Source organism: Pseudomonas sp. GD04015 (assembly GCF_029837675.1).
Classification (GTDB): Bacteria; Pseudomonadota; Gammaproteobacteria; order Pseudomonadales; family Pseudomonadaceae; genus Aquipseudomonas; species Aquipseudomonas paralcaligenes.
The window spans coordinates 1-14,318 of the sequence record NZ_JAOEEE010000010.1; the positions used below are offsets into that span (position 1 = coordinate 1).

15 protein-coding genes are annotated in these 14,318 nt (G+C 65.7%); 4 read left to right on the top strand and 11 right to left on the bottom strand.

Annotation, left to right across the window (positions count from 1 at the left end; genetic code table 11):
• Positions 1-786 (bottom strand): beta-ketoacyl synthase N-terminal-like domain-containing protein (locus tag N7640_RS10985; protein ID WP_279904754.1); only part of this gene is annotated, 786 nt, incomplete at its 3' end.
• A gap of 608 nt (positions 787-1,394) precedes the next feature.
• Here N7640_RS10985 and N7640_RS10990 point away from each other — a divergent pair.
• Positions 1,395-1,751 carry a rhodanese-like domain-containing protein gene (locus N7640_RS10990; RefSeq protein WP_279904756.1) on the top strand — a complete coding sequence of 119 codons (357 nt, stop codon included), beginning with the start codon at positions 1,395-1,397 and terminating at the stop codon, positions 1,749-1,751.
• A 5-nt stretch (positions 1,752-1,756) separates the two neighbouring features.
• The gene (locus N7640_RS10995) at positions 1,757-2,557 is read left to right on the top strand and encodes a cytochrome c (protein WP_279904757.1); all 801 of its coding nucleotides are present in this window, start codon (positions 1,757-1,759) and stop codon (positions 2,555-2,557) included.
• Between the two features lie 6 nt (positions 2,558-2,563).
• Here N7640_RS10995 and N7640_RS11000 read toward each other — a convergent pair whose 3' ends face one another.
• Genes N7640_RS11000 through N7640_RS11015 form a run of 4 tightly spaced genes read right to left on the bottom strand, consistent with a single transcriptional unit; the run spans position 2,564 to position 5,605 of the window.
• Positions 2,564-3,301: an S-methyl-5'-thioinosine phosphorylase gene (locus tag N7640_RS11000; protein ID WP_279904759.1), complete on the bottom strand. Its 738-nt coding sequence runs from the start codon at positions 3,299-3,301 to the stop codon at positions 2,564-2,566.
• 13 nt (positions 3,302-3,314) lie between these two features.
• The gene (nagZ, locus tag N7640_RS11005; protein WP_279904844.1) at positions 3,315-4,313 is read right to left on the bottom strand and encodes a beta-N-acetylhexosaminidase; all 999 of its coding nucleotides are present in this window, start codon (positions 4,311-4,313) and stop codon (positions 3,315-3,317) included.
• A gap of 19 nt (positions 4,314-4,332) precedes the next feature.
• On the bottom strand, positions 4,333-4,857 hold the full coding sequence (locus N7640_RS11010; protein WP_279904760.1) for a L,D-transpeptidase: 525 nt from the start codon (positions 4,855-4,857) through the stop codon (positions 4,333-4,335).
• A 40-nt stretch (positions 4,858-4,897) separates the two neighbouring features.
• Positions 4,898-5,605 carry a TetR/AcrR family transcriptional regulator gene (locus N7640_RS11015; RefSeq protein ID WP_220814930.1) on the bottom strand — a complete coding sequence of 236 codons (708 nt, stop codon included), beginning with the start codon at positions 5,603-5,605 and terminating at the stop codon, positions 4,898-4,900.
• Between the two features lie 241 nt (positions 5,606-5,846).
• Between N7640_RS11015 and lexA the strand changes: the two genes are divergently transcribed.
• Both lexA and sulA read left to right on the top strand, forming a co-directional pair.
• Positions 5,847-6,458, top strand: coding sequence for a transcriptional repressor LexA (gene lexA / locus N7640_RS11020; protein WP_279904761.1), 612 nt, complete (start codon positions 5,847-5,849; stop codon positions 6,456-6,458).
• Between the two features lie 17 nt (positions 6,459-6,475).
• Positions 6,476-6,943 carry an SOS-induced cell division inhibitor SulA gene (gene sulA / locus N7640_RS11025; RefSeq protein WP_279904762.1) on the top strand — a complete coding sequence of 156 codons (468 nt, stop codon included), beginning with the start codon at positions 6,476-6,478 and terminating at the stop codon, positions 6,941-6,943.
• 35 nt (positions 6,944-6,978) lie between these two features.
• On the opposite strand, the gene N7640_RS11030 is transcribed toward sulA, so the two are convergent.
• The 6 genes from N7640_RS11030 to fadB all read right to left on the bottom strand — a co-directional run bounded on the left by N7640_RS11030 (position 6,979) and on the right by fadB (position 14,298).
• Positions 6,979-7,212 (bottom strand): hypothetical protein, encoded by a 234-nt coding sequence (locus tag N7640_RS11030; protein WP_220814933.1) that lies wholly within the window; start codon positions 7,210-7,212, stop codon positions 6,979-6,981.
• A gap of 122 nt (positions 7,213-7,334) precedes the next feature.
• On the bottom strand, positions 7,335-7,853 hold the full coding sequence (locus tag N7640_RS11035) for a DUF6586 family protein (protein WP_220814934.1): 519 nt from the start codon (positions 7,851-7,853) through the stop codon (positions 7,335-7,337).
• Positions 7,854-7,925: 72 nt separating this feature from the next.
• Positions 7,926-10,535, bottom strand: coding sequence for a type I DNA topoisomerase (topA, locus tag N7640_RS11040; RefSeq protein ID WP_279904763.1), 2,610 nt, complete (start codon positions 10,533-10,535; stop codon positions 7,926-7,928).
• A 90-nt stretch (positions 10,536-10,625) separates the two neighbouring features.
• Positions 10,626-10,880: a DUF1653 domain-containing protein gene (locus N7640_RS11045; protein ID WP_220814936.1), complete on the bottom strand. Its 255-nt coding sequence runs from the start codon at positions 10,878-10,880 to the stop codon at positions 10,626-10,628.
• Between the two features lie 65 nt (positions 10,881-10,945).
• On the bottom strand, positions 10,946-12,121 hold the full coding sequence (gene fadA / locus N7640_RS11050) for an acetyl-CoA C-acyltransferase FadA (RefSeq protein WP_220814937.1): 1,176 nt from the start codon (positions 12,119-12,121) through the stop codon (positions 10,946-10,948).
• 29 nt (positions 12,122-12,150) lie between these two features.
• A complete protein-coding gene (gene fadB, locus N7640_RS11055) occupies positions 12,151-14,298 on the bottom strand; it encodes a fatty acid oxidation complex subunit alpha FadB (RefSeq protein WP_279904764.1) in 2,148 nt (715 codons plus the stop codon).
• Positions 14,299-14,318: the final 20 nt, after the last annotated feature.

The following is a 14,318-nucleotide window of genomic DNA, read 5'->3' on the forward strand; positions in this document are numbered from 1 at the left end:
CGCGCCGTCGACGATGCCGGAGCTGTTGCCGGGGGTGTGCACATGCTCGATGCGCTCGACGTGGCTGTATACGCGCAGCGCGGTGGCGTCGAAGCCCATCTGGCCCATCATCTCGAAGCTCGGCTTGAGCTTGCCCAGGCCTTCCAGGGTGGAGTCGCCACGGATGAATTCGTCGTGGTCGAGGATGACGATGCCGTTCTGGTCGGTCACCGGCACCAGGGATTTCCCGAACGAGCCGTCGGCGCTGGCGCGCGCGGCCTTCTGCTGGGAGCGCAGGGCGAAGCTGTCGACGTCCGAGCGAGAGAAGCCTTCCAGGGTGGCGATCAGGTCGGCGCCGATGCCCTGGGGCACGAAGTTGGAGTGGATGTTGGTTTCCGGGTCCATCACCCAGGCGCCGCCGTCGGAGCCCATGGGCACGCGGGACATGGACTCCACGCCACCAACCACCACCAGGTCCTCGAAGCCGGAGCGCACTTTCATCGCGCCCATGTTCACCGCTTCCAGGCCCGAGGCACAGAAGCGGTTGAGCTGCACGCCGGCGACGCTCACGTCCCAGTCGGCGACCATGGCCGCGGTCTTGGCAATATCGGCGCCCTGGTCGCCCACCGGAGTCACGCAGCCGAGCACGATGTCGTCGACCTGGCGGGTGTCCAGGCCGTTGCGCTCCTGCAGCGCCCGCAGCAGGCCGGCCACCAGGCTGACGGGTTTGACGCTGTACAGCGCGCCGTCCTTCTTGCCCTTGCCGCGCGGGGTGCGCACGGCGTCGAAAATGAATGCTTCGGTCATGACGTCCTCGGTTCATGGCAGCGGCGGTTGCCGGGTCGTCCTACCATAAATCCGCGCCGGTCAGACTCAATGACCGATGCGCTCAGGGCCGTTGACCATTGGGCTCAGACGAATGGTCGCCCTGTCGTTGTAGCGACTGCGGGGCGTCTCGACCTGTCTGGCACGGGGCACCGCGCCGTCCACCAATCCCGACCGATAACCTCGGGCCTTCAAGCATGATGACTCTAGAAACCAACCGATCTAAGAAGCCGGTGACCCGGCCCCTAGGATTAAGCATGCAAGGTGCCGCTTCCGGGGTATTTGCCGGGGCGGCTTTTCCATCCGTGCCACGGCGCGGGCCGGCTCCGCGAAGCGCTGCGGAAAGCTGACCGGCCACGACGCCAACAAGAAGAAAGGCAGTCGCGTCATGTTCAAACACGCCAAGTACCGGCAGGCGAGCCTCATCGTCCTGGCCACTACCGTCATCCTGATCCTGCCCAACGTTACCCGCCTGGTCAGTTGATCGTCTCTTCCACGCCGCGCCCCGGTGCCGTAGCGCCCGGGTCGCGGAACAACCCTCTCCCGCCGTGCTGTGCTAGCGTGGAGGCCCGTACTATCGAGGCCACGCCATGCGTCACCTGCTGCTCGTATTGAGCCTTTGCCTTCCGCTCGCCGCCCAGGCCGGCGAGATCGACCGGGCCGCCGCCCTGCAGGCCCTGGAGCGGCCCGAAGCCGTGCTGATCGATGTGCGTACCCAGGAAGAATTCGCCACTGGCGCGCTGCCCGGAGCCACCCTGATCCCCCATGACCAGATCGGCGCGCGCATCGCCCAGCTCGTGCCGGACAAGGACACCCCCGTGGTGCTCTACTGCCGCAGCGGCCGCCGTTCCGGCATCGCCCAGGACCAGCTGCAGGCGCTCGGCTATCGCCAGGTGATCAACGCCGGCGGCTACGACTCGCTGCAACCCGCGCTCGGCGGGGATTGAGGGCGATGCGCCACATCGCCGCCCTGCTCGCCGCATTGCTGACCGGTACCGCAGGCGCCGCCGAACTCACCCTGGAATTGCCCCAGGGCAGCCGCAGTTGGAGCAGCGAACAGTTGCTCTCCCATCCCGGCGCACAGGACATCGAGATCGAGGCTGACGTGGCCTACAAGCGCACCATGCGCTACCGCGCGCTTCCCCTGGCCGAACTGCTGCAGGGCGTGCAACCCGGCGACCACCTGCAGGCCGTGGCCCTGGACGGCTTCGCCGCCGAGCTGCCCGCCGCCCCGCTGCTGTCGCGCCAGGGCGCCCGCGCCTGGCTGGCCGTGGAAGACCCGGCCCGCCCCTGGCCCGGGCTGTCCCGAAACAAGCCCAGCGCCGGTCCCTTCTACCTGGTTTGGCAGCAGCCGGAAGCGGCACAGATCGGCCCCGAGCAGTGGCCCTTCCAGGTCGTCCGCCTGCGCCTGCTGGCGCCGGTGGCCCAGCGCTTCCCCGCCCTGCTGCCGGCCGCCGATGCCAGCGCCGAGGTGCGGGAGGGGTTCGCCCAGTTCCAGAAGAACTGCCTGGCCTGCCATCGCCTGAACGGCGCCGGGGACTCGCAGTTCGGGCCTGACCTGAACCTGCCGCACAACCCGACCGAGTATTTCAGCGGGGACTTCCTGCGGCGCTACATCCGCGATCCCCAGAGCCTGAGGCAGTGGCCCCAGGGGCGCATGCCGGGGTTCGGCGAAGACGTCCTGAGCGACGCGCAGTTGCAGGCGCTGATCGGCTACCTGTCGCACATGGCGGCCAGGAAGGCCGCGCCCTGAGGGGAATCAGGCGCCGAGGACCTTGCCCAGCACCGCGCGCACCTTGTCGATACCGCGCGCCAACTCCGCCTCGATCCCGGCCATGGTGATGACACCATCGGACTTGCCGGCCGCCGGGTTGACCACCAACGCCAGGCAGGCGTAGGGCAGCTCCAGTTCCCGTGCCAGCGCCGCCTCGGGCATGCCGGTCATGCCGACGATGTCGCAGCCATCGCGCTCCATGCGGGCGATCTCCGCCGCCGTCTCCAGGCGCGGCCCCTGGGTGGCGCCGTACACACCGTGGCTGCTGTGCGGGTAGCCGAGCGCCTGCAGCGCGGCGATCAAGCGGCCGCGTAGGGCCTCGTCGTAAGGGTGGCTGAAATCGATGTGGGTGACATGCTCGATGTCACCCTCGAAGAAGGTGTGCTCCCTGCCCCATGTGTAGTCGATCACCTGATGAGCCACGCACAGGTGGCCGCTGCCCATGGCCGTGTGGATGCCGCCCACCGCGTTCACCGCGAGGATGGCCTCGGCGCCGGCCTGCCTGAGCGCCCAGAGGTTGGCGCGGTAGTTCACCTGATGCGGAGGAATACGGTGCGGGTGGCCATGGCGGGCGAGGAACAGCACCTCGCGGCCGGCGTACTCGCCGCACAGCACCGGAGCGGAGGGCGCGCCATAAGGCGTGTCGAAGTTCTGCGCCTGTCTGAGAACCAGGCCTTCCAGCTGGGTCAGGCCGGTGCCGCCGATGATGGCGTAGGTGGTCATGCGGCCTGCTCCGTCAATCGATCAGCTGCGCCGCGCGCAGGGCCGCGATGGCCTGCAGCCAGCGCGGCTGCTCGCGATAGTCGGTGCGGGCGAAACCACGGCCGCGCATGCGTGCCAGCCCCTTGGGCGGCTGTACCTTGAGCCGCTGCAAAGCGCCCAGGGCCAGCTCGGCGGAGGCGCGGTCGTTGCACACCAGGCCCATGTCGCAGCCGGCATTCAGCGCCGCCTCGATGCGGCTGGCGGCGTCGCCCACCACATGGGCGCCGGCCATGGACAGGTCGTCGCTGAAGATCACGCCGTCGAAGCCCAGCTCGCCGCGCAGGATGTCCTGCAGCCAGCGCCGCGAGAAACCGGCCGGGCCGGCGTCCACCTGCGGGTAGATGACATGGGCCGGCATCACCGCCGCCAGCTGTCGGCCCAGGCGTTGGAACGGGATCAGGTCGCTGGCGCGGATTTCTTCCAGGCTGCGCTCGTCCACCGGGATGGCCACGTGGGAGTCGGCCTCGGCCCAGCCGTGGCCGGGGAAATGCTTGCCGGTGGCAGCCATGCCCGCGGCGTCCATCCCGCGGATGAAGGCGCCGGCCAGACGGGTCGCCAGTTCGGCATCGCCCTCGAAGCTGCGGCTGCCGACCACCGCGCTGCGCTGGTGGTCCAGGTCCAGCACCGGGGCGAAGCTCAGGTCCAGGCCCACGGCCAGCACTTCGGTCGCCATCAGCCAGCCGCAATGCTCGGCCAGTTGCTCGGCATTGTCGTTGTCGGCCAGGGCGCGCATGGCCGGCAGGCGCACGAAGCCGTTGCGCAGGCGCTGCACGCGGCCGCCTTCCTGGTCCACCGCCAGCAGCAGGTCCGGGCGCACGGCGCGGATGGAAGCGCACAGCTCGCGCACCTGGCGCGGGTCTTCGATGTTGCGGGCGAACAGGATCAGGCCGCCCACCTCGGGCTGGCGCAGAATCCGGCGGTCCTCGGCGGTCAGCCAGGTGCCTTGGATGTCCAGCATCAGGGAACCAAACAGGGTCGTCACAAGGGAATCCTCAAGCGAGATCGGTCGTCGCCCACTGCGGGCACGGCGCCTCGTCGATCATCACCGCGCAATGCGGCGGTACGTGGGGGTATAGGTCCAGCAGGTCGGCGTTGCGCAGGCGCACGCAGCCGTGGGAGAGCGGCACGCCCATGGGCTGGGTGTCCGGCGTGCCGTGCAGGTAGATGTAGCGGCGGAAGGTGTCGACCTGGCCCAGGCGGTTGATACCGGGCTCGCAGCCGCTGAGCCAGAGGATGCGGGTGAGAATCCAGTCGCGGCCGGGGAATTGCTCGTCCAGCGCCGCCGACCAGACTTCGCCGGTCCAGCGCCGCCCACGTAGCACCGCCCCCAGGGGCAGGCCGTCGCCGATCTTCGCCCGCACCTGATGCCGGCCACGGGGCGTGCAGTTGGAACCGCCGAGTTCGCCGGGCCCGTTGAGGGCAGTGGAAACGGGCAGACGCACGACCAGTTGCCCGTCGGCGAAGCCGTACAGGCGCTGGTCGGCGATGGAGATATGCAGGAAGTCGAGCGGGCGCATGGGCCGCTAGCTTAGCCCATCGCTCCGCTCGGGCACAGCGTCAGAGCGCCTTGGCGGCGACCTGCGACTTGGTCCGCGGCTTGAACTGGGCGGTGGCGAGCACGTCGTCGCTGACCCCGCTCTCGGCGCGCATGCCGGCGGCGAGGAACGGGACCATCAGGCGCATCACCTGCTCGATGGAGGTATCCACGCCGAAATCGTTCTCGGCGATGGCGCGCAGCGCCTTGATGCCGGACATGCTGAACGCCGCGGCACCCAGCATGAAGTGCACGCGCCAGAAGATTTCCAGCGGCGGCAGCCTGGGCGCGGCCTCGTTGAGCAGCAGCATGTAGCGGCGGAACACTTTGCCGTACACCTCCTCCAGATACTTGCGCAGGTGACCCTGGCTCTGGCTGAAGGCCAGGCCGAGCAGGCGCATGAAGATGGAGAGGTCGTTGCCGCTGCGCGGCTTCACCGCCAGGGCCTGCTCCACGAGCATCTCCAGCAGCTCTTCCAGGCTGGCCTTGGCGTCCGGCTTGGCCAGGCGGCGATCCAGCTCACGTTCCAGGCTGATGCAGAACGGCCCGAGGAAGCGGGAGAACACCGCCTGGATCAGCGCCTTCTTGGAGCCGAAGTGATAGTTCACGGCAGCCAGGTTGACTCCGGCCTTGCTGGTGATCAGACGCAGCGAGGTCTCGGCGAAGCCCTTCTCCGCGAACAGCTGTTCCGCGGCATCCAGTATGCGCTCGACAGTTTCCGATTGAGCCATGAGATATACACCTGACAAACACTTGTTTGAAACATACGTTTCAGCTTGTGGACCTGTCAAGCGGGACGGCGACTTTCATGGCTGATCGGTCAGGCATTTAACCATAGTCGAATGAAGGTAAATGTCGGCGCGCTCCGCCAGGCGGCATGAATGACCCTCCAGCCGCAACGCAAAGAAGGGTTGCCAGCGCCGAATCACTGTATATAATCACAGCAACTGTATAAACAGACAGACCGCCCGCATGCTCAAACTGACGCCGCGACAATCCGAAATCCTCGCCTTCATCAAGCGCTGCCTGGAAGACAACGGCTATCCGCCGACCCGGGCCGAGATCGCGCAGGAACTGGGCTTCAAGTCCCCCAACGCCGCCGAGGAGCATCTCAAGGCACTGGCCCGCAAGGGCGCGATCGAGATGACGCCCGGCGCCTCGCGCGGCATCCGCATCCCCGGCTTCGAGCCGGCCGCCGCGGAAGAGGAAGGCCTGCCGGTGATCGGCCGGGTCGCCGCCGGCGCCCCCATCCTCGCCCAGCAGAACGTGGAAGACTCCTGCAAGATCAACCCGGAGTTCTTCCATCCCAAGGCCGACTACCTGTTGCGCGTGCGTGGCATGAGCATGAAGGACATCGGCATCCTCGACGGCGACCTGCTGGCCGTGCACACCACCCGCGAGGCCCGCAACGGCCAGGTCGTGGTGGCGCGTATCGACGACGAGGTCACGGTCAAGCGCTTCCAGCGCACCGGCAACAAGGTCCTGCTGATCGCCGAGAACCCCGAGTTCGCCCCCATCGAAGTCAATCTCGAAGAACAGGACCTGGTGATCGAAGGCCTGAGCGTAGGCGTGATCCGCCGCTGAGAACCAAGGAGAGCTTCATGCAGTTCCCGCAGTCGCTGAATACTTCGCAACTCCCGCTGTTCCAGGCCTTCATCGGCAGCACCCTGCCGCTGCTCGAAGAGCCCGTGGAGGCGCCCTGGCTCGACGAGCCGGAGCCTTTCAGCGAACTGCGCCTGTCAGGCTCCCTCGGTCATTGCCGGCACCTGCTGGGGCCGGTACTGCGCGAGCTCAGCCGCAATCAGGACGAACGCTGGCTCACTCTGGTCGCCCCGCCCTCTTCCATCACCAACGCCTGGCTGCGTGGCGCCGGCCTCGACCTGGGTCGCCTGCTGGTACTGCAGCCGCGCGCCGGCCAGGACGTGCTCGATCTCACCCGCGAGGCATTGCGCCTCGGCCGTAGCCATACCGTGGTGAGCTGGATCGACCTGCAGCCCGGCCAGCGGGCGATCCTGACCAGCGCCGCGCGCCTGGGCAGTGCGCAGAGTCTGAATATTCGTCTGGATTGATAGGGTGATGCTTCGGTAAGAGCCCGCTTGAGGGCTCAGTGCAGCACGCGCGGCTGCTCTTCCTGCTCGATCTCGCCTTCGGCCAGCCGGCCGGCCATCTGCACGCCGACGTTGAGCATGGCCTTGGCCACCTCGACGTGGTGGCCCTGGAGGAAGGCCTTGGCGTCCGCCGAGAAGTCCAGGGTCACCAGCACTTCCTCATCCTCGGCGCGGCGCAGAATGATGCGGCCGTCGGGCAGTTCGACGATTTCGAGAAAGGAAGTGGACATGTCGGGGTCTCCTGATATGCCGCCAGTGTAACAGTCCCCACGCGAACGCCCTAGTCCAGCGGTAGGGCATCATGGATACGCATCACAGAAAGCGCCTGTCGGCAGGCGATGGACGGCCCTGCTCAGCACTCGCTCAGCGAGCCCCGGTAACGCAGCACCAGTTGCTTCAGTTGCTGACGCCAGCTTTCCAACTCGTCACGACTCAATGGCGGCGCCTCTTCCTCGACGCTGACCGCGGTGATCAGCGGCAGGGTCGGGTCGACCTTGGCAGTCTTCGGCGCCTGGGGCGGCTGGAACAGTTCGGCGTGGGCGGCCAGCAGGCGGGCCAGCCAGCTTTCCGGCTGCTGGGCGATCTCCAGCAGTTCGGACAGCTCGGGACTCGGCGAAGCCTGCAGCACCGAAGGGTTGAGCAACAGCTCGACCCGTGGCGCATTGGCCTCGGCAGTCTTGTAGTAGCCGGCGATCTCGTGGCAGAGACCGAGCACCGCACCGTACAGGTGGAACAGCGCGGCTTCGCGCTCGGCCTGTACCAGCGCCTGGGCGTTTACCGCCTCACCGGCCTCGGCCTTGCGCAGGCTCTCCAGGGCCAGCCCGGCAAAGAAGATCTTCTGATTGGTGCGGGTATAGAGTTCGTGGGCCATGGACTGCCTCGCTAGCCGCCGTGCGGATGATCAGGGAGGCGCCCCACCCGGCCACGGGCGAGGCGCGGACGCTCAGCGCTTGTCTTCCACCTTCCACTTGCCGCCGTCGAAGAAGGCGCGCCAGCCGGTGGGCTTGCCGTCCACCTCGCTCTGCACATACTGCTCCTTGGTCTTGCGGCTGAAACGGATCACTGCCGGACGGCCTTCCGGGTCCTTCTGCGGTGCGTCGAGCAGGAAATGGTACTTCGGATCGATCTCCTGCTTGTGCGGCACCAGTTCCAGGACCAGCGGCGCACGCGTCTCGCGGTTCCTCGGGAAGCCGCTGGCGGCAAGGAACAGTCCGGAGGCGCCATCGCGCAGCACGTAGGTGTCGTCGACCTTCTCGCACTTCAGCTCGGGCATCTTCACCGCGTCCATCTTCGGCGGCGCCGCCTCGCCGTTCTTGAGCAGCTTGCGGGTGTTCTTGCAGGCCGGGTTGGTACAGCCGAAGAACTTGCCGAAACGGCCGGTCTTGAGCTGCATCTCGCTGCCGCACTTGTCGCATTCCAGGCTCGGCCCCTCGTAGCCCTTGATACGGTACTGGCCCTGCTCGATCTCGTAGCCGGCGCAGTCCGGGTTGTTGCCACAGATGTGCAGCTTGCGCGTCTCGTCCAGCAGGTAGGCATCCATCGCCGTGCTGCAGATCGGGCAGCGGTGCTTGCTGCGCAGCACGCGGGACTCGGACTCGCCCTCGTCGTCCGCGGCGATCTCGTCGCCCGGGATCAGGTTGATGGTGGCCTTGCAGCGCTCCTTCGGCGGCAGCGCGTAGCCGGAACAGCCGAGGAACACACCGGTGGACGCGGTACGGATCATCATCGGCCGGCCGCATTCACGGCACGGGATGTCGGTCAGGGTCGGCTGGTTGGCACGCATGCCCTTGTCGGCTTCTCCGGCCACTTCCAGCTTCTTCTTGAAGTCGCCGTAGAACTCGTCGAGCAGATGCTTCCAGTCGCGCTCGCCCTGGGCCACGTCGTCGAGATGCTCCTCCATGCCGGCGGTGAAGCCGTAGTCCATGAGGTTGGCGAAGCTCTCGTTGAGGCGCTCGGTGACGATGTCACCCATTTTCTCGGCGTAGAAGCGGCGGTTGTGCGTGGTGACGTAGCCACGCTCCTGGATGGTGGAGATGATCGCTGCGTAGGTGGACGGGCGGCCGATACCGCGCTTCTCCAGCTCCTTGACCAGGCTGGCCTCGGAATAGCGTGCCGGCGGCTTGGTGAAGTGCTGGCTGGGATCGAGCTTGATCAGCTTGAGCGCATCGCCCTCTTTCATCTCCGGCAACACGTCATCGTCGCCCGGCTTGCCCTGCTGGGGCAGCACGCGGGTGTAACCGTCGAACTTGAGGATGCGGCCCCGGGCGCGCAGCTCGAAGGTGCCGGCGCCCACGCTGACGCTGGTGGACAGGTATTCGGCCGGCGGCATCTGGCAAGCCACGAACTGGCGCCAGATCAGCTCGTACAGGCGCTCGGCATCGCGCTCCATGCCGGACAACTGGGTCGGGCGCAGGTTGACGTCGGACGGGCGAATGGCCTCGTGCGCCTCCTGGGCGCCCTCCTTGCTTGAATAGAAATTCGGCTTGGCCGGCAGGTATTTCTTGCCGAACTCGTCATCGATGAAGCCGCGCACCATGTCGATGGCATCGGCGGACAGGTTGGTCGAGTCGGTACGCATATAGGTGATGTAGCCAGCCTCGTAGAGACGCTGGGCCATCATCATGGTCTTCTTCACGCCGAAACCGAGGCGGTTGCTCGCCGCCTGCTGCAGGGTGGAGGTGATGAACGGGGCGGAGGGCTTGCTCGAGGTCGGCTTGTCCTCGCGCTTGACCACGCTGTAGGCGGAGGCCTTGAGCTTGTCCAGGGCCGCCATGGCCTGGGCCTCGTTGAGCGGCTTGAAGGCCTCGCCGTTCTCGCGGGTCACCTCGAAGCGCACCTTGTCGCCCTTGCCGGTGCCGAGGTCGGCGTGCACTTCCCAGTATTCTTCCGGCACGAAGGCACGGATTTCCTTCTCGCGCTCCACCACCAGCTTCACCGCCACTGACTGCACGCGGCCGGCGGACAGACCACGGGCGATCTTGGCCCACAGCAGCGGCGAGACCATGTAGCCCACCACGCGATCGAGGAAGCGGCGCGCCTGCTGGGCGTTGACCCGGTTGATGTCCAGCTCGCCGGGCTGGGAGAAGGCCTCCTGGATGGCCTTCTTGGTGATCTCGTTGAACACCACTCGCTTGTAGCGGCTGTCATCGCCGCCGATGGCCTCGCGCAGGTGCCAGGCGATGGCTTCCCCTTCGCGATCCAAGTCGGTTGCGAGGTAGATGGTGTCGGCATCCTTGGCCAGGCGGCGCAGTTCCTCGATCACCTTTTCCTTGCCGGGCAGGATCTCGTACTTGGCCTTCCAGCCATGCTCGGGATCGACGCCCATGCGGGTGAACAGCTGGCGCTTGGCCTTCTCCTTGGGCGACAGCGCAGGCGCCTCGGCGGCCGCGGCCTTGCCGCGCTTGACCGGCTCCTTGCTGGCACTGGCGGAACCGCTGGTGGGCAGGTCACGAATATGGCCGATGCTCGACTTCACCACAAACTGGTTGCCCAGGTACTTGTTGATGGTCTTGGCCTTGGCCGGGGATTCCACGATGACCAGCGATTTGCCCATGGACTGGAGAATTCCTGAATACGAAAAAGAAGAAATAAGCGGCAGGAGCCTATAAAGGCACCGCTATATATAGTGGCCGTCGAGCCGAGGTCAAGGACGATTCCCTGCCGCCACCTGTTCGAGCAGGCCCGCTTCGGCTTCCACCAAGGCGAAACGCGGGACCGTCTCGCCGTCCAGTTCCACCGTGCCGCGGAACATTTCCAGCGGCCGCACCCACATCCCGAACTCGCCGTAGAGCGCCTGGTAGACCACCAGCCACTCCTCGGTCTCGGAATGCCGAGCGGTGCCGAACACTCGATAGTGCGGCCCCTTGTAGTGACGGTAAAGACCGGGTTGCAGTTGCATGAGATTCTCCCCGAAAAAGCAAAAACCGGGGCACGAGGCCCCGGTCTTCGCATCTGCGAACGTGCTTAGACGCGTTCGAAGATGGTGGTGATGCCCTGGCCGAGGCCCACGCACATGGTGGACACGCCCAGAGTACCGCCGTTCTGCTTCATCACGTTCAGCAGGGTGCCGGAGATACGCGCACCGGAGCAACCGAACGGGTGACCCAGGGCGATGGCGCCGCCGTGCAGGTTGACCTTCTGCTCCATCTTGTCGAGGAGTTTCAGGTCTTTCAGCACCGGCAGGGCCTGGGCGGCGAAGGCTTCGTTCAGCTCGACGAAGTCGATGTCGTCGATGGTCAGACCGGCACGCTTGAGCGCCTTGTTGGTCGACGGAACGGGACCGTAGCCCATGATCGCCGGATCGACACCGGCCACGGCCATGGCGCGAACCACGGCCAGCGGCTGGATGCCCAGGTCCTGGGCGCGCTGGGCGCTCATGACGATCATGCAGGAGGCGCCATCGGTGATCTGCGAGGAAGTACCCGCGGTCACGGTACCGCCTTTCGGGTTGAACGCCGGCTTCAGCGCGGCCAGGCTCTCGACGGTGGTCTCCGGACGAATGGTTTCGTCGAAGTCGAACACCTTCAGGAAGCCGTTCTCGTCGTAGCCTTGCATCGGGATGATTTCATCCTTGAACTTGCCTTCGACGGTGGCCTTGTGGGCCAGGCGGTGGGAACGCTCACCGAACTGGTCCTGGGCTTCACGGCTGATGCCGTGCATCTTGCCCAGCATTTCGGCGGTCAGGCCCATCATGCCGGACGCCTTGGCGGCGTACAGGGACATGTGCGGGTTCGGGTCGACACCGTGCATCATGCCGACGTGGCCCATGTGCTCCACGCCGCCGACGACGAATACGTCGCCGTTGCCGGTCTGGATGGCCTGCACGGCGGTGTGCAGGGCGCTCATGGAGGAACCACACAGGCGGCTGACGGTCTGGCCGGCGCTGGTGTGCGGGATCTGGGTCATCAGCGACGCCATGCGCGCGATGTTCCAGCCCTGCTCCAGGGTCTGGTTCACGCAGCCCCAGATCACGTCTTCCACTTCGGCCGGATCGACCTTGGTGTTGCGCTCCAGGACCTTGCTGATCAGATGGGCCGACATGTCCTCGGCACGGGTGTTGCGGTGCATGCCACCCTTGGAACGACCCATCGGGGTGCGGCCGAAGTCGACAATGACCGCGTCTCTCGGATTCAGGCTCATATTTCTCTCTCGCTCTGTTCGCTGCGCGATTAACCGAAGAACTTCTGGCCCTTGGCGGCCATTTCACGAAGCTTGGCGGTCGGGTGGTACAGGGCGCCCAGGTCGGCGTACTTGTCGGCCAGGGCGACGAACTCGGCTACACCGATGGAATCGATGTAACGCAGGGCACCACCACGGAAGGGCGGGAAGCCGATGCCGTAGATCAGGCCCATGTCGGCCTCGGCTGCGGTCTCGACGATGCCGTCTTCCAGGCAACGAACGGTTTCCAGGCACAGCGGGATCATCATGAAGTTGATGATGTCCTCGTCGGTCAGCTCGCGCTGCTCCTTGACGATAGGCTTGAGGATCTCGTAGGCCTCCGGGTCCTGGACTTTCTTCGGCTTGCCGCGCTTGTCCATTTCGTAGGAGTAGAAACCCTTGCCGTTCTTCTGGCCCAGGCGGTTGGCGTCGTACATCACGTCGACGGCGGTCTTGCCTTCCACGGCCATGCGGTCCGGGAAGCCTTCGGCCATCACGTCACGGCCGTGGTGGCCGGTGTCGATGCCGACCACGTCGGACAGGTAGGCCGGACCCATGGGCCAGCCGAACTTCTCCATGATCTTGTCGATGCGCACGAAGTCGACGCCGAATTCCAGCAGCTTGGCGAAGCCGCCGAAGTACGGGAACAGCACGCGGTTGACCAGGAAGCCGGGGCAGTCGTTGACCACGATCGGGTTCTTGCCCATCTTCTTGGCGTAGGCCACGGTGGTGGCCACGGCCACTTCGCTGGACTTCTCGCCACGGATCACTTCCACCAGCGGCATCATGTGCACCGGGTTGAAGAAGTGCATGCCGACAAAGTTCTCCGGACGCTTCAGGGCCTGGGCCAGGAAGCTGATGGAGATGGTCGAGGTGTTGGAGGCGATGATCGCGTCTTCCTTCACCTGGCCTTCCACCTCGGCCAGCACGGCGTGCTTGACCTTCGGGTTCTCGACCACGGCCTCGACCACGATGTCGACTTCCTTGAAGTCGCCATAGGACATGGTCGGACGGATGGCGTTGAGCGCCTCGGCCATCTTGGCCGGGGTCATGCGGCCCTTCTCGACGCGCTTGCCGAGCAGCTTGGAGGCCTCGTCCAGACCCATCTGGATACCCTCTTCGCGGATATCCTTCATCAGGATCGGAGTGCCCTTGGACGCGGACTGGTAGGCGATGCCGCCACCCATGATGCCGGCGCCGAGCACAGCGGCCAGTTTCACGTCGCGGGCGATCTCGTCGTGCTTCTTGGCCTTCTTCTTCAGTTCCTGGTCATTCAGGAACAGACCGATCAGGCTTTCGGCGACCGAGGTCTTGGCCAGCTTGACGAAGCCGGCGGCCTCGACTTCCAGGGCCTTGTCACGACCGAAGTTGGCGGCTTTCTGGATGGTCTTGATGGCTTCGACCGGAGCCGGGTAGTTCGGACCGGCCTGGCCGGCGACGAAGCCCTTGGCGGTCTCGAAGGCCATCATCTGTTCGATGGCGTTGAGCTTGATCTTTTCCAGCTTGGGCTGACGCTTGGCCTTGTAGTCCAGCTCGCCGGAGATGGCGCGCTTGACCAGGTCCAGAGCGGCATCCTTGAGCTTGTCCGCGGTAACCACGGCATCGACGGCGCCCACTTTCAGCGCGTCTGCGGCCCGGTTCTCCTTGCCGGAGGCGATCCACTCGATGGCGTTGTCGGTACCGATCACGCGCGGCAGGCGCACGGTGCCGCCGAAGCCCGGGTAGATGCCCAGCTTGACTTCCGGCAGACCGATCTTGGCGGCGTCGGAGGCGACACGGTAGTCGCCGGCCAGGCACATCTCGAAACCGCCGCCCAGGGCGATGCCGTTGATAGCGACCACGGTCGGAACCGGCAGGTCTTCGAAATCGCTGAAGATCTTGTTGGCTTCGAGGTTGCCGGCCACCAGTTCTTCGTCGGGCAGCTTAAAGTTGTCGACGAACTCGGTGATGTCCGCGCCGACGATGAACACGTCTTTGCCGCTGGTGACGATGACGCCCTTGATCGAACCGTCTGCCTTGATGGCATCCACGGCCTGACGCAGGTCGGTCAGGGTGAGGCGGTTGAACTTGTTAACGGACTCACCCTTGAGGTCGAAATTCAATTCGACGATGCCGCCCTCAAGAGCCTTAACCGTGATGGCTTTACCTTCGTAAATCATCAACTGATCTCCACGGTATG